The 17,743-nt window shown below is 70.2% G+C and carries 14 protein-coding genes and 1 pseudogene; 11 read left to right on the top strand and 4 right to left on the bottom strand.

The genetic code is table 11. The features are described from left to right. Nucleotide 1: 1 nt before the first annotated feature. Nucleotides 2–790, bottom strand: coding sequence for an SGNH hydrolase domain-containing protein (locus ABIE44_RS06925; RefSeq protein WP_354437903.1), 789 nt, complete (start codon nucleotides 788–790; stop codon nucleotides 2–4). Between the two features lie 325 nt (nucleotides 791–1,115). Further along, a pseudogene (locus ABIE44_RS06920) lies at nucleotides 1,116–2,093 on the bottom strand (acyltransferase family protein); the annotation flags it as partial. Between the two features lie 98 nt (nucleotides 2,094–2,191). On the opposite strand from ABIE44_RS06920, the gene ABIE44_RS06915 reads away from it, so the two are divergent. From ABIE44_RS06915 to ABIE44_RS06885, 7 genes are all read left to right on the top strand, one after another. Further along, on the top strand, nucleotides 2,192–3,442 hold the full coding sequence (locus ABIE44_RS06915) for an AMP-binding protein (protein ID WP_354437902.1): 1,251 nt from the start codon (nucleotides 2,192–2,194) through the stop codon (nucleotides 3,440–3,442). Between the two features lie 220 nt (nucleotides 3,443–3,662). Beyond that, nucleotides 3,663–4,601, top strand: a complete 939-nt coding sequence (locus tag ABIE44_RS06910; protein ID WP_209720303.1) for a Rossmann-like and DUF2520 domain-containing protein — start codon at nucleotides 3,663–3,665, stop codon at nucleotides 4,599–4,601. After that, complete coding sequence (panC, locus tag ABIE44_RS06905; protein WP_209720305.1) at nucleotides 4,598–5,464, top strand: pantoate--beta-alanine ligase; 867 nt, start codon at nucleotides 4,598–4,600, stop codon at nucleotides 5,462–5,464. The genes ABIE44_RS06910 and panC overlap by 4 nt, the downstream gene beginning before the upstream one ends. Further along, nucleotides 5,464–5,883: an aspartate 1-decarboxylase gene (panD, locus tag ABIE44_RS06900; RefSeq protein WP_209720307.1), complete on the top strand. Its 420-nt coding sequence runs from the start codon at nucleotides 5,464–5,466 to the stop codon at nucleotides 5,881–5,883. The genes panC and panD overlap by 1 nt, the downstream gene beginning before the upstream one ends. Nucleotides 5,884–5,927: 44 nt before the next feature. Further along, entirely contained in the window at nucleotides 5,928–7,574 is a 1,647-nt protein-coding gene (locus ABIE44_RS06895; RefSeq protein ID WP_209720309.1) for an L-aspartate oxidase, read from the top strand. Next, nucleotides 7,571–8,503 carry a carboxylating nicotinate-nucleotide diphosphorylase gene (gene nadC / locus ABIE44_RS06890; RefSeq protein WP_209720312.1) on the top strand — a complete coding sequence of 311 codons (933 nt, stop codon included), beginning with the start codon at nucleotides 7,571–7,573 and terminating at the stop codon, nucleotides 8,501–8,503. Before ABIE44_RS06895 ends, nadC begins: the two co-directional genes overlap by 4 nt. Then, a complete protein-coding gene (locus tag ABIE44_RS06885) occupies nucleotides 8,500–9,285 on the top strand; it encodes a type III pantothenate kinase (RefSeq protein ID WP_209720315.1) in 786 nt (261 codons plus the stop codon). The genes nadC and ABIE44_RS06885 overlap by 4 nt, the downstream gene beginning before the upstream one ends. 57 nt (nucleotides 9,286–9,342) lie before the next feature. On the opposite strand, the gene ABIE44_RS06880 is transcribed toward ABIE44_RS06885, so the two are convergent. Then, a complete protein-coding gene (locus ABIE44_RS06880; protein ID WP_209720318.1) occupies nucleotides 9,343–10,287 on the bottom strand; it encodes a type IV toxin-antitoxin system AbiEi family antitoxin in 945 nt (314 codons plus the stop codon). A gap of 251 nt (nucleotides 10,288–10,538) precedes the next feature. Between ABIE44_RS06880 and lysS the strand changes: the two genes are divergently transcribed. Together lysS and ABIE44_RS06870 are read left to right on the top strand one after the other, a co-directional pair. Continuing rightward, nucleotides 10,539–12,053: a lysine--tRNA ligase gene (gene lysS, locus ABIE44_RS06875; RefSeq protein WP_209720321.1), complete on the top strand. Its 1,515-nt coding sequence runs from the start codon at nucleotides 10,539–10,541 to the stop codon at nucleotides 12,051–12,053. A 60-nt stretch (nucleotides 12,054–12,113) separates the two neighbouring features. After that, on the top strand, nucleotides 12,114–12,422 hold the full coding sequence (locus ABIE44_RS06870; RefSeq protein ID WP_209720324.1) for a histone-like nucleoid-structuring protein Lsr2: 309 nt from the start codon (nucleotides 12,114–12,116) through the stop codon (nucleotides 12,420–12,422). 59 nt (nucleotides 12,423–12,481) lie between these two features. Here ABIE44_RS06870 and ABIE44_RS06865 read toward each other — a convergent pair whose 3' ends face one another. After that, nucleotides 12,482–14,044, bottom strand: coding sequence for a lysyl oxidase family protein (locus ABIE44_RS06865; protein WP_209720327.1), 1,563 nt, complete (start codon nucleotides 14,042–14,044; stop codon nucleotides 12,482–12,484). A gap of 232 nt (nucleotides 14,045–14,276) precedes the next feature. Between ABIE44_RS06865 and ABIE44_RS06860 the strand changes: the two genes are divergently transcribed. Next, entirely contained in the window at nucleotides 14,277–16,790 is a 2,514-nt protein-coding gene (locus tag ABIE44_RS06860; RefSeq protein WP_209720330.1) for an ATP-dependent Clp protease ATP-binding subunit, read from the top strand. 74 nt (nucleotides 16,791–16,864) lie between these two features. Further along, nucleotides 16,865–17,734 (top strand): oxygenase MpaB family protein, encoded by an 870-nt coding sequence (locus ABIE44_RS06855; RefSeq protein ID WP_209720332.1) that lies wholly within the window; start codon nucleotides 16,865–16,867, stop codon nucleotides 17,732–17,734. Nucleotides 17,735–17,743: the final 9 nt, after the last annotated feature.

Genomic DNA, 17,743 nt, shown 5'->3' with positions numbered 1-17,743 from the left:
TTCAGCCGCTCGACCGACCGAGCATCTCCAGCAGGGGCACGCCCAGGTACGGCGCCAGGGTGGCCGCGTAGGTCGCCGTCAGGTGGGAGCCGTCGAAGTAGGTGATCACACCCCCGGTGACGGCCTGGCAGGTCTTGGCCTCGCAGATGTTGTCGTTGAGGTCGACGAAGCGGATGTCCGGGTCGGCCAGTGCCTTGACGACGCCCTCGACGGGTTCCGGTTTCACCCAGGTCTTCCGGTCGCCGTCGCAGTTGGAGTAGCGCGATCCCTCGGTGGCGATGCAGTCGGGGATCTGGAACCCCGGAGCAGGGGTGTCGTGCAGGACCAGCACCTTGATCCCGGCCTGCTTCCACCGCTCCAGGACGGCGCGGTACCCGTCGCCGTACGCCGGGTAGCTGTCCTGCAGCGACTCGCCCTCGGCGGCGGTCGAGATCCGGTTGGTCATCACGACCAGGTCCGGCTTCATCGCGATCACCCGCGTGGTCACCTTCTCGACCCAGCGCAGGCAGGCGCGGCTCTTGGCGTCGGTGTCGAAGTTCTGGCGCACCTCGCTCAGGGCGCACTGGGACGCCAGCAGGGTGCTGACCTTGAAGTCGTTCTGGCCGGCGAGGCGCTGGAGTGCCGGGAGCCACTGACCCGCGTGCGAGTTGCCGACCACGACGACGTTGGTCGCGGAGTCCGCCTCGCCGAAGGTGCAGGTCTTCACCCGGAAGTTCGGGAGGTAGGACCAGCAGTCGTCGCCGCTGGACTGCTTGTCGTAGGCGTCGGACTTGTCGGTCGCCGCCTCCACCGGGCTCGGCAGCAGCTCGCTCGTAGGACACCTCGCCGCAGTCGGCGCCGGGTTGGAGGGCGTTGGCGCCGAAGCACGGGTCGTTGCCGGCGAGGCTGCGCGCGAGCTCGCGCTCGGACTGGGCGGCGAGCCGGTCGACCTCGTGGAGCTGCAACGACGTACCGGCGACGACCACGGTCATCGCGACGCCAGCAAGGGCGAACGGCTTGGGCAGCGGAAGGCCCCAGCGCGCGTCGCGGAACCGGTCCTCGACCAGCACCTTGGTCAGCGACGCGAGCCCGAGGGTCATCATCACGATGAAGAAGCGCTGCGGCCAGGTCAGCTCCTCGCCGGTGACCTGGGGAAGGATCACGACCAGCGGCCAGTGCCAGAGGTAGACGGAGTAGGAGACGTCGCCGAGCCACTGGACCGGTTTGAGCTCGAACAGGTTGCCCGGCGAGCCCGGCCCGTGCAACGAGTGCGCGCCGATGACGGCTGCGGTGCCGAGGACGGGGACGGCCGCCTGCCACCCGGGGAACGGGGTGCTCCCGGAGTAGGTCCAGGCGGCGTACCCGATCGCCCCCAGGCCGAGCCAGGCGAGTGGGACCGCGAACAGCGGGCGTAGGTTGCCCGGCGCGATCAGGTGCAGGGTGGCGAGCACGCCACCGATGCCGAGCTCCCAGACCCGGGCGGGGGTGACGAAGTACGCCGCGGCGGGGTTGGTCGCGGTGATGTGGATCGAGTAGGCGAGCGACGCCGCGACGACCATCACCAGGCCGGCCAGGACCAGGTGCAGGGTGTTCTCGCGTCGCATCCGGCGCGCGAGCGCGGCCAGGGCGAGGATCAGGACCGGCCAGACGAAGTAGAACTGCTCCTCCACCGAGAGCGACCAGAAGTGCTGCACGGGGGACGCGGCGTTCTCGGCGGCGAGGTAGTCGACGGCGTCGTTCGACAGGAGCCAGTTGACGACGTACAGGGTGGCCGCGCGGGTCTGCTCCGCGGTGTTGGCCCACTGGGTCTCCGGTGCGAGCAGCCGCGAGGCCAGCAGCGTGCTGCCGAGCACGAGCAACGAGGCCGGCAGCAGCCGTCGGACCCGACGGCTCCAGAAGCTGACCAGGTCGCGCGGGCCGCGGGGGACGTGGCCGAGCAGGTGCAGGGTGATGAGGAAGCCGGAGATGACGAAGAAGACGTCCACGCCGATGAAGCCGCCGGTCAGCGACTTCGGCGCCAGGTGGTAGATCAGGACCAGCGAGACCGCCAGTGCCCGGAGCCCCTGAATATCGGTGCGGACGACCGGGGTCGTCTTCGATTCAGGTGTCCTCATCCGCTCGTCTCTTCGCTGCAGCGTTCCCCGGAATGCTACGGGCCCGGGCCTGGTGCGCCGTGCCGAACCTCCGGTCCTGGGCAGTAGTCTCGGCGCACATGGAGGCACCTCCCGCCGCGAGCATCGTTGCTGACAACCGGCTGATCGACGTCCGGACCGGAACCGAGACGACCTGGGCGGACCTGCCCCGGGTCGACCTGGTGGCTCCCGCGGCCGTCGTCGTGCAGGACTCGTTCGGTGCCCTCGCCTGGGCTCGCGAGCACGCTCTGACGGGCGCCGAGCTCCTCGTCGTGGCTGCGTCGCGGATGGAGGCGAACCTGCGCGCCGAGCTGCTCGGCGGAGGATTCGACGTGGTCACCGACAGTGCCGGAGGCCCGGTCGTCGAGGCGAGCACGGACCCGCGCCCGGCCGAGGACGGCCGGCTCTGGCTGCTCACGTCCGGCTCGACCGGGCGCCCCAAGCGCATCGGCCACACGCTGGACTCGCTGACCACGGTCGCCGGCGACCTCGCCCCGCGACGGTGGTTGTGCCCGTACTCGCCCGGCACCTACGCCTGGTGGCAGGTCGTGACGCTCGCGCTGGGTTCGCCCGCGCAGGACCTGGTCGTGGTGGACCCGACCGCGCTGGACGGGTGGGCCGAGGCCGCTGCCCGGTACGGCGTCACGGCTGCCTCCGGGACGCCCACCTTCTGGCGCCAGGCGCTGATGGGGCAGAAGGCCCAGCTCCCCGACGTCCCGCTGGAGCAGATCACGCTCGGCGGTGAACCCGTGGACCAGGCGATCCTCGACCAGCTGCGCGCCGTCTTCCCCGCAGCGCGGATCTCCTGGATCTACGCCTCCTCCGAGCTCGGCGCCTCGATCGTGGTCCACGACGGGAGGGCGGGTTTCCCGGTCGAGTGGCTCGACCGCGAGACCGAGGGCCGCCCCCGCCTCGCCGTGCGCGAGAACGAGCTCGTGATCGCCTCGCCGCACCACGGCGAGGGCCTGGAAGGGGCCGTGCCCACCGGTGACGCCGTCGTGGTCGAGGACGGGCGGGTGATCATCACCGGTCGGATCAATTCCGACGAGATCAACGTCGGTGGCGCGAAGGTCAGCGCCGGTGTGGTGCGCGGCGTGCTGCAGCAGCACCCGGACGTCGCGTGGGCGCAGGTCCGCGGACGGAAGTCGCCCATGGTCGGCAACCTGGTCGTCGCCGACATCGTGCTGGCCGATGGTGTCGAGAACACCCGCGAGCTGATCACCGCCATCCAGGCCTTCGCGGGCGAGAGCCTTCCCGAGTACGGGGTGCCGCGGATGGTGAAGGTGCTCGACGAGATCCCGGTGACGGTGACCGGCAAGTCCGCCCTCTGATCGCCGAGCGGGCCGGGATGTCCCGCTGAGCTGCGCCGAGCGGGCTGGGATGTCCCGCTGAGCTGCGCCGAGCGGGCTGGGATGTCCCGCTGGTCGTCCTGTGACCTAGCCCACCTGGCGGTTCCCTGTTCGGAATCGATTCGCCGGGCGTACTGTTTTTACGTCATTGAGAAGTAGTGCGGTACCCGTCCGGGACTGCAACGAAAGGCGATGAGAACCCATGACCCGTATCGGGGTTGTTGGTGCCGGCAGGGTCGGTGCCGTCCTGGCTGCAGCGCTGCGCGCCGCGGGCCACGAGATCGTGTCCGTCGCGGGTTCCTCCACGGCCTCCCTCGACCGCGCCGCGACGCTCCTCCCGGGTGTTCCGGTCGAGAAGCCGACGGATGTCGCCAAGAACTGTGACCTGTTGCTGCTGACCGTCCCCGACGACATGCTCGAGAACGTGGTCACCACGCTCGTCGGCGCCGGCGCGATCCGCGAGGGGCAGTACGTCTGCCACACCTCAGGGCGCCACGGACTGGCCGTGCTCGACGCGGCGAGCGCGATCGGGGCGCGTCCGCTGGCGATGCACCCTGCGATGACGTTCACCGGCACCGAGGTCGACCTGGACCGTCTCGCCGGCTGCGTCTTCGGCGTCACCACCGAGGGATCCGGACGAGCCTTCGCCGAGTCCCTGGTGCGTGACCTCGGCGGCATCCCGATGTGGGTCGCGGAGGACAAGCGGACGCTGTACCACGCGGGTCTCGCCCACGGCGCGAACCACCTGGTCACCCTGGTCTCCCAGGCGATGGAGCTGCTCGCGGCCTCCGGCGCCGACGACCCGGCGGCGACGCTGCGTCCGCTGCTCAACGCCGCCCTCGACAACGCGCTGAACTCCGGGGACGCCGCGCTGACCGGTCCGATCGTGCGCGGGGACGTCAACACGGTCCGGGCGCACCTCGCCGACATCGCCGCCACGGCTCCGGCGACCATCCCGTCGTACGTCGAGCTGGCGAAGGCGACGGCGGACCGGGCGCTGCTGGACGGCCGGCTGCTGCCGATCCGTGCGGTCAAGATCGTCCGGCTGCTCGACGAGGCCCTCGCCGCCGTCGCGCACCCGGCGGTGCCGCCCGCACAGGTACGACGCCACGCGCCGGCCCGGCGGTTCGACGCGCTGTGAGTACCACGCTCGTCCGCGCCGACAGTCGCGCGGACCTCGTCAGCGCGCTCGCGGCGCACGGCGGTCGGGTCGGTTTCGTGCCGACCATGGGCGCGCTGCACGACGGGCACCTCGCGCTGATCCACCGGGCTCGCGCCGAGGTCGGTACGAGCGGCGCCGTCGTCGTCTCGATCTTCGTCAACCCGACCCAGTTCGCCCCGGGGGAGGACCTGGACCGGTACCCGCGCACTCTGGAGGCCGACCTCGCCGCGTGCGCCGAGGCCGGTGCCGACATCGTCTTCACCCCAGCCGTGGCGGAGATGTACCCGGCGGGTCTGGACGGGGGCGTGACTGTGGACCCCGGAGCGCTCGGCAGCGTGCTCGAGGGCTCGTCCCGGCCGACGCACTTCCGCGGCGTGCTCACGGTGGTGGCGAAGCTGTTCGGCCTCGTCCGCCCCGATGTCGCGGTCTTCGGGCAGAAGGACTACCAGCAGCTCGCGCTGATCCGCCGGATGGCGGCCGAGCTCTGCCTGGGCGTCGAGGTCGTCGGAGTGGAGACCGTGCGCGAGCCGGACGGACTCGCGCTGTCGAGCCGCAACCGGTTCCTGGACGCCGACCAGCGCCGAGAGGCGGTAGTTCTGTCCCGCGCCCTCTTCGCCGCCCGCGAGGACGCGGCGAGGGGAGCCGCGGCCGCCCTCGGTGCCGCGCGGGCGCAGCTGCGCACCTCGCACGTGGTCGACCTCGACTACCTCGAGATCACCGGCACCGACCTCGGGCCGGCGCCGCAGTCCGGCGAGGCCCGGATGCTCGTCGCAGCCCGCGTCGGAAGCACCCGCCTCATCGACAACATCGCTCTCACGCTCGGAACCCAAGGAGAAAACTGATGCTCCGCACCATGATGAAGAGCAAGATCCACCGCGCCACGGTCACCCAGGCCGACCTGCACTACGTCGGCTCGGTGACCGTCGACGAGGACCTCCTCGACGCCGCCGACCTGCTGCCCGGCGAGCTCGTCCACATCGTCGACGTCACCAACGGCGCCCGTCTGGAGACCTACACGATCGCCGGTGAACGCGGTTCCGGCGTGATCGGCATCAACGGCGCGGCCGCGCACCTGGTGCACCCGGGCGACATCGTCATCCTGATCGCGTACGGCCAGATGGAGACTGCCGAGGCCCGGTCGTACGAGCCGCACGTCGTCTTCGTGGACGCCGACAACAAGATCGTCACCCTCGGGTCCGACCCGGCGGGTGTGCCCGAGGGCAGCGGCCTGCTCCGGGGCGACCTCGTCGCGAGCCGCTAGTCTCCACGAATGATCCTCGCTTCGCTCGTCCACGGCACGTCGCCGTGATCCGGGTCCCCGAACGACTCCTCGCCGGCGAGCCCGGTTGGTCGCGCACGGCTGACGTCGTGGTGATCGGGACCGGCATCGCCGGCCTCACCGCTGCCCTGCGGCTGCGCGGCCACGTCGACAAGATCCTGGTCGTCACCAAGGACGTCCTGTCGGCCGGATCGACCCAGTGGGCCCAAGGGGGTATCGCTGCGGCGCTCGGACCGGGTGACACCCCGGCCGAGCACGAGCTCGACACCCTCGTCGCCGGTGCCGGCGCCTGCGACCTCGAGGCCGTCCGGGTGCTCGTCAACGAGGGTCCGGAAGCGGTCCGCGAGCTGATCGCGCTCGGCGCCAACTTCGACCACTCCGCCGCCGGCGAGCTCTCGCTGACCCGGGAGGGCGGTCATCACCGCGACCGGATCGCGCACGCCGGCGGCGACGCCACCGGCGCTGAGATCCAGCGGGCGCTGGTCGCCGCGATCGAAGCGGCGCCGGAGATCGAGGTCATCCAGCACGCCCTCGCGGTGGACCTGCAGCTGGACGCGGCTGGGTCCGTGTGCGGGCTCACCCTGCACGTGATGGGCGAGGGCCAGCGCGACGGGGTGGGCGAGGTCCGCTGCCGTGCGGTCGTCCTGGCCTCCGGCGGTCTCGGTCAGGTCTTCTCGCAGACAACCAACCCCGGGGTCTCGACCGGCGACGGGATGGCGCTCGCGCTGCGTGCCGGGGCAGTGCTGCGCGACCTGGAGTTCGTCCAGTTCCACCCGACCGTGATGTACCTCGGGCCGGACTCGACCGGCCAGCAGCCGTTGATCTCCGAGGCCGTCCGCGGCGAGGGCGCCTTCCTGGTGGACTTCGAGGGAAACCGGTTCATGCAGGGCGTGCACGAGCTCGCGGACCTCGCCCCGCGCGACGTGGTCGCCAAGGCGATCACCCGCAAGATGCACGAAGAGGGCAAGCCGCACATGTGGCTCGACGCCCGCCACCTGGGCAAGGAGTTCTGGGAGCGACGCTTCCCCACGATCCTGGCGACAGCTCGCAGCCACGGCGTCGACCCGGTCACCGAGCTGATCCCGGTCTCGCCCGCCTGCCACTACGCCTCCGGCGGCGTCGCGACCGACCTGTGGGGACGCTCGACCATCCCCGGTCTCTACGCCACCGGCGAGGTCGCCTGCTCCGGAGTGCACGGAGCCAACCGCCTGGCGTCCAACTCGCTGCTCGAAGGCCTGGTGTTCTCGCGGCGGATCGCTGCGGTGCTCCCCGACGAGCTCGGTGAGCAGTCAGAACCGGCCGAGGACCGTCGTACGCCGGGCGTCGTCGCGGCCAAGGTCCGCACCGCGATGCAGGCGACGATGACCGAGCAGGTCGGCGTGCTGCGCAACGCTCCCGGCCTGGCTGCCGCGAGCGCAGCCCTGGCGGAGCTCGCCCAGACCGAGGGCGAGGAGGGCACCGAGGGCTGGGAGACCACCAACCTGGTGTCGATCAGCGCTGCCCTGGCGGCGAGTGCGGCGCTGCGCGAGGAGACCCGCGGGACGCACTGGCGCGAGGACTTCGCCGACCGCAACGACGCCGACTTCGCCGGGCACTTCGACGTGGTGCTGGTCGACGGCACGCCGGTGATCACCTTCAACCCGGCGGACGCCACCGACCGAGGGCAGCTGTGAGCGCGTCCATCGCGGCCACGCCGTACGACGCCCTGCCGGCGGCGCTGGTCACCGAGCTCGCCGAGGCCGGCCTCGACCCGCGCGCGGTCTACGCCGCGATCGTCGAGGCCCTCGCCGAGGACCTGCCGCCGAACGGCACCGGCATCGACGTGACCAGCGAGGCGACCCTGCCCGACGAGGTAGTCACCGCGGACTTCGGCGCGCGCGAGGCGGGTGTCGTCGCCGGTCTCGGCGTCGCCGCGATGGTCTTCCACTACGTCCTCGGCGACGAGGTCACGCTGTCCGACCGGGTGGCCGACGGCACGTCGGTCGCCGCGGGCGACGTGGTCCTCCGGGTGACCGGCCCGGTGAAGGGCGTCCTGATCGCTGAACGCACCGCCCTGAACTTCGCGTGCCACCTCTCCGGTGTCGCGACCGCCACAGCCGCGTGGGTCGGTGCGCTCGCCGGCACCAACGCCCGGGTGCTCGACACACGCAAGACGCTTCCCGGGTACCGCGCTCTCCAGAAGTACGCCGTGCGGTGCGGCGGCGGCGTGAACCACCGGTTCAGCCTGTCGGACATGGCACTGGTGAAGGACAACCACGTGGTGGCAGCCGGCGGCGTGCTGCCGGCGTACCGGGCGGTCAAGGAGCGCTACCCCGACCTGCCTGTCGAGGTGGAGGTGACCGATCTCGACCAGGTCCGCGACCTGCTGGGGGTGGGCTGCGAGCGGATCCTGCTGGACAACATGAGCAACGCGATGATGGCCGAGGCGGTCGAGCTGCGCGACGCCGCCGGGACCGGGACGGTGCTCGAGGCGTCCGGCGGACTCACCTTCGACCGCGCTCGCGAGGTGGCCGGGACGGGCGTCGACTTCATCTCGGTGGGCGCGCTGACGCACTCGGTCAAGGTCTTCGACATCGGCCTGGACCTGCCGGAGGACCGATGACTCTCCTGACCGCCGACATCGGCAACTCGCACACCACCCTCGGCTTGCTCGCCGGCGGCGAGGTCCAGGACCACTGGCGGGTCGCGACGCTGGAGACCCGGACCGCCGACGAGTGGTTCGTGCTGCTGCGGGGCCTGATCGAGGACTCGACTGCGCTCGCCCACGACGGCGTCCCCGACGGGATCGCCGTCTGCGCGACGGTGCCCTCGGTGCTGCACGAGTGGCGCGACATGCTTGCGCGCTACTTCGGTGACGTCCCGTCGGTGGTCGTCGAGGCCGGCGTCCGGACCGGCGTACCGGTGCTGATGGACAACCCGCGCGAGGTCGGGGCCGACCGCGTGGTGAACGCGCTCGCCGCAGCCACCCTGTACGGCGGCCCGGCGATCGTCGTCGACTTCGGCACCGCCACCACCTTCGACGTGGTCAGCGCGCGCGGGGAGTACATCGGCGGCGCGATCTCGCCGGGGATCGACATCTCGCTGGAGGCCCTCGGCCGCCGTGGCGCGCAGCTGCGCAAGGTCGAGCTGCTCCGGCCGCGCACCGTCATCGCGAAGAACACCGTCGAGGCGCTGCAGTCCGGCATGGTCTTCGGGTTCGCCAGTCAGGTCGACGGGATCGTCGAGCGGATGATCGGCGAGCTCGGCGTCCCGGCGTCCGAGGTGCACGTGATCGCCACCGGCGGCCTGGCCCCGGTCGTGGTCGACGAGTGCCGCTCGATCACCGAACACTCCCCGTGGCTGACCCTGCGCGGTCTCGAGCTGGTCTTCGCCCGCAACACCTGATCGCCGAGCGGGCACAGATGTCCCGCTACAAGCTGCCGAGCGGGCGCAGATGTCTCATCAGGCGCGCTCGAAGTTCCATGTCCACATCCGCGCCCGCGCATCGTTCACGCCGCCGATGAGGATCTTGGTGACATCCTGCGTCCTGCCGAAGACGTCGGCCTTCGTCAGCACGCGCACGGTCCAGCCCGACCTCTTGAGCGCGTCGCGGCGTTCCGCGTCGTGGGCGGCTCGTCCTTCCCCGTGCCACCTCTCGCCGTCGTACTCGGCGAGGAAGCGGATGTCCTCGATCGCGAGGTCGCCGCGCCCGAGGAAGACACCGTCCTCGTCGTGGATGTCCAGCTGGCACTCGGGTCGGGGAAGACCGGCGTCGTGAAAGCGGAGTCGAAGCGCCGACTCGCCCGGCGACTCGCTGCGCGGATCGACGAGCGGCGTCAGCGCGCGCAGCTGGCGTACGCCGCGAAAACCTCGGAGCCGGAGAGTTTCGCGTTGGAGATCCTCGTGGCTGAATCGCCCCACTGCCATCAGCTGATCGAGCGCCGCTATGGCCCGGTCGCGCTGCCTCAACCGGCCGAGATCCAGCGCTGTGCGCAGCGGGGTGGTGACCTGGATGCCGTGGACCACGTGGATGTCTCTCCTGATCAGGCGCCGACGGCCGCTGTCGGTGAGCTCGTTCCGCAGTCGGTTCTGGCCATCGGCTCCGAAGATCGTCAACGGCGGTACGGCGAGGTGGGAACCGGGGCGAAGGATCATCGGCGCGCCTGCCAACCAACCCGCGCTCTCGTCCGTGACGACGTACCCCTTCGGAACGACGAGTGCGAGCGCCCGGGCTCGGAGGAGCTGGCTGTCCTGGGCGTCGTGGCGGACATAGACGCCCGCGAGGAGTCGGCGTACGAGTCCTGCGTCGAGCAGGGTCCTGAGCCGGCGTCGTGACACCCCGGTGGCGAGCGCCTGCTGGTAGGTGAACGGTCGGTCGGTGAAGGGCAGGTCGCGGTCGATGTCCATGAGGCAGGCTCGACCCGTTGCCTCCGCAGGGGGACGCGCGTCGTGCGACTTGTGCGCAACGCGTCGCCGAAGACGTCGGTGGAGAACATCTGTGACCGGTGGGCGCCATCGACTGAGACATCTGCGCCCTCTCAGCGGCAAGGGGCGGGACATCTGTGCCCTCTCAGCGGCAAGGGGCGGGACATCTGTGCCCTCTCGGCGACCCGGGGCGGGACATCTGTGCCCTCTCGGCGACCGATAGCCTTGCGCGCATGACCGACCAGCCCGAGACCCCCGTGGACGACCTGCCTGAGCAGATGCAGGTCCGGCACGACAAGCGCGCGAAGCTGCTGGAGTCCGGCAAGCAGGCCTACCCGATCGCGGTGGAGCGCACGCACACGGTGAAGGAGATCCGGGAGACCTACGACCCGCGTCTGGAGGCCGGCGAGCTGGAGCCCGACACGCACACCGGGCAGACCGTCAGCATCGTCGGGCGGGTGATCTTCCTGCGCAACACCGGGAAGCTGTGCTTCGTCCGCCTGCGCGAGGGCGACGGCTCGGAGATCCAGGTGATGCTGTCGCTGGCCGACATCGGCGAGGAGTCGCTCGCGGAGTTCAAGGCGCTGGTCGACCTCGGTGACCTGCTCGCGGTCACCGGCGAGGTGATCACGAGCCGTCGCGGAGAGCTCTCGGTCCAGGCGAGCACCTGGGAGGTCGCGGCCAAGACGCTGCGCCCGCTGCCCAACGAGCACACGGTGCTCTCCGACGAGGCCCGGATCCGGCTTCGGTACGTCGACATGATGATCCGGCCCGAACCGCGCGACATGGTCAGGACCAAGGCGACGGTGCTGCGCAGCCTGCGCCACACGCTCGACAGCCAGGGTTACCTCGAGGTCGAGACGCCGATCCTGCAGCTCACCAACGGCGGGGCGGCGGCGCGTCCGTTCAAGACCCACCTGAACGCGCTCGACCAGCCGATGCTGCTCCGGATCGCGCTGGAGCTCGACCTGAAGCGCGCCATGATCGGCGGCGTCGACCGCGTCTACGAGATCGGGCGCACCTTCCGCAACGAGGGCCTCGACTCCACCCACGCGGCGGAGTTCTCGATGCTCGAGGCGTACCAGGCCTACGGCGACCAGTTCACGATGATGCAGCTGACCCGCGACCTGGTGCTCAACGCCGCCCGCGAGGTCGGCCGCACGGTCGTGCCCGGGCGCGACGGCAGCGAGATCGACCTGGAGGCCGAGTGGCGCCAGGCCCCGATCCTCGACCTGGTCTCGGATGCCCTGGGTGAGGAAATCACCGTGGAAACGTCTGCCGAGGAGCTGAAGAAGCACGCGGCCGCGCGCGAGGTCGAGCTGCAACCGAAATGGGGTGCGGAGGAGATTGTCGTCGAGCTCTACGAGCAGCTCGTCGAGGATTCCCTCATCAACCCGACTTTCGTCATGGATTACCCCGCGGCGGTGAAGCCGCTCGCGAAGGCGCACCGCTCCAAGCCCGGCCTGAACGAGGCGTGGGACCTGATCATCAACGGGGTCGAGCTGGCGCCGGCGTACTCCGAGCTCAACGACCCCGTCGTCCAGCGGGAGAGGCTCACCGCGCAGTCCCTCCTCGCAGCAGCCGGCGACCCCGAGGCGATGGAGCTCGACGAGGTCTTCCTCAAGGCGATGGAGTACGGCATGCCGCCCGCCGGAGGCATGGGAATGGGCGTCGACCGGCTGATCATGCTGCTCACTGGGGCCGGTATTCGCGAGACCATTCTTTTCCCGTTGCTCCGCCCGGAATGATTTATCGGGGCGTCGGGTAATGTCTTTGCTAATCGATTTCGTAAAGCAAAGGAATATCTCATGGCGCAGAAGGTCAACATCGTCCTGGTCGACGACATCGACGGAAGCGATGCCGAGGAGACCGTCAGCTTCGGGATCGACGGCCGCGAGTACGAGATCGACCTGAGCAAGAAGAACGCCGCCCGTCTCCGCGACGCGCTGGCTCCTTTCGTCGGGCACGCCCGACGTGGTGGAGGACGGAAGCGCAACCGTGCCGGCGGTCCGAGCCCGTCCGACATCCGTGCCTGGGCGCGCGAGAACGGCTTCAGCGTCCCCGATCGCGGCCGTGTCTCCTCGGAGGTTCGCGACGCCTACCTCGCCGCGCACTGACGCCACAGCAGAACGCCTCCGCACCGAGTCGGTGCGGAGGCGTTCTGCTGTGCGGGTGATCAGTCGACAGGTCCTTCGGGCCCCTCGCCCCCGACGTACCGCTCGGAGTCGATCAGGCCGTACTTCGGCACCGTGACCGTGCGGTCCCCCGGCGTCCCGCCGAGGATCACCCGACGGTAGGAGCGGTTGTTCTTCCGGGTCACCTCCTGGAGCCGCTTGCCCGGGTTGGCGGTGATCCGGATCCAGTAGGTCCCGTTCGCCAGACCGGTGATGTCGATCGACTGTCCCGCCCGCTGCTGGGTGTAGGTGTCACCCCAGCCGGCAGCGAGGACCTCGCGCACCCAGACCGAGTTGGCCTCACCGCACGCAGTGGACAGGTCGCCGTTGCCCGGCTCGACCTCGGCGCCCCGCCGGAGCAGGTCGATGGCGTCGGTCGGGGCGAGGCAGAAGGCTTCCTTGCCGCTGGTGCGCAGCAGCTTGTCCTTCTTCTGGTTCACCAGGTCGTAGATCGCGAAGTCGTGGAAGTGCCAGTGCTGGTGGGACTCACGGGTGTCGTACTCCATCGTCCCGACCTTGTTCGACCCGATCTGCTTCTCGCCCCGGTAGAAGAACTGGTACGCGTCCATCAGCTGCTTGCTGCGTCGGCGGAAGCCCTCCGCGACCAGGGGTCCCGGGCCACCGTTGTAGACCGTGGCAGCGAAGTCGAGCAGATCGCGCCCGCCCTCCTCGTGGACCGAGATCCCGTACGCCGGCAGCGAGACCAGGTCGGGCCGGACCGACTTCGGGAACTTGTGGTGCCCGACGCCGCCGGGCTCGGAGGGGTGGTCGTGGCCGGCGGCCGCGGACCGGCCGACGACGCCGCGTGTCCCCGCCGGTCCCGGCTCGGGGGCCACGCCTTCGTCGTCGAAGTCGTCGACGACGTGCTTCACGGTGATGTCGAACCGCACGGAGCGCTTGGCCGCAGGGATGCGCAGCGCCTTGCCGAGCTCGGGCCGCAGCGCGAGCTCGAGCACCGCCTTGTCGCCGAGGTCGACCTCGGGTGCCTCGAGGTAGCCGAGCAGCTGGCGCGACCAGCCCCGGTCGATGCCCCAGCGCATGCTGCGGGTGAAGGGGTGGCTGCCACAGGTGTAGGTGAACGCCGTCCGGGTCGCCGCGTGCGGGGTGAGTCGGCTCTGCTGGCCGTCGTTGGGACACCAGCTCTGCTTGGTCTGCGCCAGGATCGTGCCGTCCGGCGACTTCCAGGTCAGCACGAACGCGTCCTTGATGCCGTTGAAGCCGTCGAGGAGAGCTCGGGGGAACTTCCTGGTCTCCTTGCCGATCCGGATGGTGGCCGTGACCGGCTTCGCGGCGCTGCGTCGCCGTACGTCGATCTCGAGCCGACCGCGACGCGACTCCAGGTACACCGTGGGGTTGAAGTCCACGTACTCGTCGTCGGGGTCGTCCGCGTTGGTGTGCACCGTCATCGTCGGTGTCCGGTCGGGGCTGAAGAGCCGGACCGTCGCCGGCTTCTTCGACGGCTTCTTCTCCGGGGCAGCGGTCGCGGGCAGCATGCTCAGCGACAGGGCTGCGACGGCCAGCGCGACGGGGAGGGCGCGGGTCAGGGGATGGCGGGGGTGCTTCACGAGGCAACGACCTCTCTGGGGGCGGAAGGATGCCGAGCAGCACCCGGGAACTAGGACGCTGCAGGCCCCGTCAGGGTTGCACGGAAGGTCGTTGGTCCCGGCCATTTCGCGGGGTCCCGTGTTCGCTTACAGCGGATACGGACTTTCACCGGAACACGTAGGGTGGAATCAGGGTTCGTCAGACGTGTGGGTTGCACGTTGCGCGTCCCACGTAGTCCAAGGAGCGATGCCCATGTTCGAACGGTTCACAGACCGTGCCCGTCGTGTTGTCGTGCTGGCCCAGGAAGAGGCCCGCATGCTCTCGCACAACTACATCGGTACCGAGCACATCCTGCTCGGACTGATCCACGAAGGTGACGGCATTGCGGCCAAGGCTCTGGAGAGCCTCGGCATCTCGCTCGAAGGCGTGCGCGCCCAGGTCGAAGAGATCATCGGCCAGGGTCAGCAGGCACCGAGCGGCCACATCCCCTTCACCCCCCGAGCCAAGAAGGTCCTGGAGCTCTCGCTCCGCGAGGCCCTCCAGCTCGGCCACAACTACATCGGCACCGAGCACATCCTGCTCGGCCTCATCCGCGAGGGTGAGGGTGTTGCCGCCCAGGTGCTGCAGAAGCTCGGCGCCGATCTCAACCGCGTCCGCCAGCAGGTCATCCAGCTGCTCTCGGGCTACCAGGGCAAGGAGGCGCAGGCGGCCGGTACGGCGCCCGAGGCCGCTCCGAGCTCGAGCCTGGTCCTCGACCAGTTCGGCCGGAACTACACCCAGGCGGCCAAGGAGGGGAAGCTCGACCCGGTCATCGGTCGCGAGAAGGAGATCGAGCGGGTCATGCAGGTCCTCTCCCGACGGACCAAGAACAACCCGGTCCTCATCGGCGAGCCCGGCGTCGGCAAAACCGCCTGCGTCGAGGGTCTGGCCCAGGCGATCGTGCGCGGCGACGTGCCCGAGACGCTGAAGGACAAGCAGATCTACTCGCTCGACCTCGGCGCCCTGGTCGCCGGGTCGCGCTACCGCGGTGACTTCGAGGAGCGCCTGAAGAAGGTGCTCAAGGAGATCAAGACCCGCGGCGACATCATCCTGTTCATCGACGAGCTGCACACGCTCGTCGGTGCCGGTGCCGCCGAGGGCGCGATCGACGCCGCCAGCATCCTCAAGCCGATGCTGGCCCGCGGCGAGCTGCAGACCATCGGTGCGACCACGCTGGACGAGTACCGCAAGCACCTGGAGAAGGACGCCGCGCTCGAGCGCCGATTCCAGCCGATCCAGGTCGCGGAGCCGACCATCGCGCACACCATCGAGATCCTCAAGGGGCTGCGCGACCGGTACGAGGCGCACCACCGGGTGACCATCACCGACGAGGCCCTCGTGGCCGCGGCGACGCTGGCCGACCGCTACGTCTCGGACCGCTTCCTGCCGGACAAGGCGATCGACCTGATCGACGAGGCCGGTTCCCGGTTGCGCATCCGCCGGATGACCGCGCCGCCCGACCTGCGCGAGTTCGACGACAAGATCTCCGAGGTGCGCAAGCGCAAGGAGGGCGCCATCGACGGTCAGGACTTCGAGGCGGCCGCGCGTCTGCGTGACGAGGAGAAGCAGCTGATCGTGGCGCGCGGCGAGCGCGAGAAGCAGTGGCGCGCCGGTGACATGGACGTCGTGGCCGAGGTCGACGAGGAGCTCATCGCCGAGGTCCTCGCCGTCGCGACCGGCATCCCGATCGTCAAGCTGTCCGAGGAGGAGTCGACCCGGCTGCTCAAGATGGAGGACGAGCTGCACAAGCGCGTCATCGGTCAGGACGAGGCCGTCAAGGCGCTGTCCCGGGCGATCCGTCGCACGCGTGCCGGTCTGAAGGACCCGAAGCGTCCCGGTGGCTCGTTCATCTTCGCCGGCCCGTCCGGCGTCGGTAAGACGTGGCTGTCCAAGACGCTGGCGGAGTTCCTCTTCGGTGACGAGGACTCGCTGATCCAGCTCGACATGTCGGAGTTCTCCGAGAAGCACACCGTCTCGCGGCTCTTCGGCTCGCCCCCGGGCTACGTCGGCTACGAGGAGGGTGGTCAGCTGACCGAGAAGGTCCGCCGGAAGCCGTTCTCGGTGGTCCTCTTCGACGAGGTCGAGAAGGCGCACCCGGACATCTTCAACAGCTTGCTGCAGATCCTGGAGGAAGGTCGCCTGACCGACAGCCAGGGCCGGATCGTCGACTTCAAGAACACCGTCATCATCATGACGACGAACCTGGGGTCGCGCGACATCAGCAAGGGCGTCAGCCTCGGCTTCGGCAACGCGTCAGACGCCCAGGGCACCTACGAGCGGATGAAGAACAAGGTCCAGGAGGAGCTCAAGCAGCACTTCCGGCCCGAGTTCCTCAACCGTGTCGACGAGATCATCGTGTTCCCGCCGCTGAGCAAGGAGCAGATCATCTCGATGGTCGACAACATGGTCGCCTCGGTCGAGCTGCGTCTGAAAGACCGCGACATGAGCCTCGAGCTCACCCAGGCCGCGAAGGACCTGCTCGCCACCCGGGGCTTCGACCCCGTGCTGGGCGCCCGTCCGCTGCGCCGGACGGTCCAGCGCGAGATCGAGGACGTCCTTGCCGAGAAGATGCTGTACGGCGAGGTCGGCCCCGGCCAGATCGTGCTGGTCGATGTCGAGGGCGAGGGCGCCGAGCAGGTGTTCACGTTCCAGGGCAACGCCCGCGGCGAGCTGCCCGACACCCCGCCGGTCGAGGTGACCGGCGGCGGCGAGGAAGCGCCCGTCTGATCGCCACGCGCACCCTGTTCTCGACAGGCTCGGCCCTCGCGGCCGGGCCTGTCGAGGCAGTTTTGGGCGGGCTGGTGCGACCGGTACGCCGCGGCCTGGGCCAGACGTTGCGGGCAAAGGTCGCCGGCGACGACGCCCCCGCCAAGGCGGCCGAGATCTGGGGAACGCCGGGGGAGCGCTGGTTCGCGCCGGGCGACCCGATCTGGACGGTGCACTCGGACGCCTCGATGTTCGTCGGCGGCATCCGGGCGCTGCTGCTGCAGTCCCTGCACCCGCTGGCGATGGCCGGCGTCGCCGGGCACTCCGGCTACCGCTCCGACCCGTGGGGGCGCCTCGAGCGCACCAGCGGCTACCTCGCCAGCACCACCTTCGGGACGATCGAGTACGCCGAGGAGACGATCGCGCAGGTGCGCCGGATCCACGCCCGCATCCGCGGCAAGGCTCCCGACGGGCGCCCGTACGCCGCCAGCGACCCGCACCTGCTCGACTGGGTGCACCTGGCCGAGGTCGACAGCTTCTTGACCGCCTACCAGCGTTTCGGTCCGGCGCCGCTGAGCCCCGCCGACGCTGACACCTACGTCCGACAGAGCGGTGAGGTCGCCGCTCGGCTCGGCGCGACCACGCCCCCGACGACGGTCGCCGAGCTGCAGGAGCGGCTGGACGCGTTCCGTCCCGAGCTGGAGTCCACCGCGGCCTCACGCGACGTTGCGCGGTTCCTGCTGCTGTCCCCGCCGCTGCCGCTGGCCGCTCGGCCCGGCTACGGGATGCTGGTCGCAGGAGCGATCACCAGCCTGCCCGGCTGGGCGCGACGCGAGCTCCGGCTGCCGCCGCGGTTCGCCGCCTGGGACTGGCCCGGGGAACAGCTCGGGGTGGTCGGTGCCGGGGTGGTGCGCTGGGCGATGACGGACCCGAGCCTGGCCCACGACCGGCGCTCAGCCGGGTAGCGCGCCCCG

The organism is Marmoricola sp. OAE513 (genome assembly GCF_040546585.1).
Lineage (GTDB): Bacteria > Actinomycetota > Actinomycetes > Propionibacteriales > Nocardioidaceae > Marmoricola.
The sequence above is the reverse complement of the archived record's forward strand: the minus strand, read 5'-3'. Positions and strand labels throughout refer to the sequence as shown.

Excerpts from the sequence above, each read along its gene's own strand:
- ABIE44_RS06915 (WP_354437902.1), top strand. The coding sequence starts at position 2,192 with ATGGAGGCACCTCCCGCCGCGAGCATCGTTGCTGACAACCGGCTGATC.
- ABIE44_RS06910 (WP_209720303.1), top strand. The coding sequence starts at position 3,663 with ATGACCCGTATCGGGGTTGTTGGTGCCGGCAGGGTCGGTGCCGTCCTG.
- panD (WP_209720307.1), top strand. The coding sequence starts at position 5,464 with ATGCTCCGCACCATGATGAAGAGCAAGATCCACCGCGCCACGGTCACC.
- ABIE44_RS06885 (WP_209720315.1), top strand. The coding sequence starts at position 8,500 with ATGACTCTCCTGACCGCCGACATCGGCAACTCGCACACCACCCTCGGC.
- ABIE44_RS06880 (WP_209720318.1), bottom strand. The coding sequence starts at position 10,287 with ATGGACATCGACCGCGACCTGCCCTTCACCGACCGACCGTTCACCTAC.
- lysS (WP_209720321.1), top strand. The coding sequence starts at position 10,539 with ATGACCGACCAGCCCGAGACCCCCGTGGACGACCTGCCTGAGCAGATG.
- ABIE44_RS06870 (WP_209720324.1), top strand. The coding sequence starts at position 12,114 with ATGGCGCAGAAGGTCAACATCGTCCTGGTCGACGACATCGACGGAAGC.
- ABIE44_RS06860 (WP_209720330.1), top strand. The coding sequence starts at position 14,277 with ATGTTCGAACGGTTCACAGACCGTGCCCGTCGTGTTGTCGTGCTGGCC.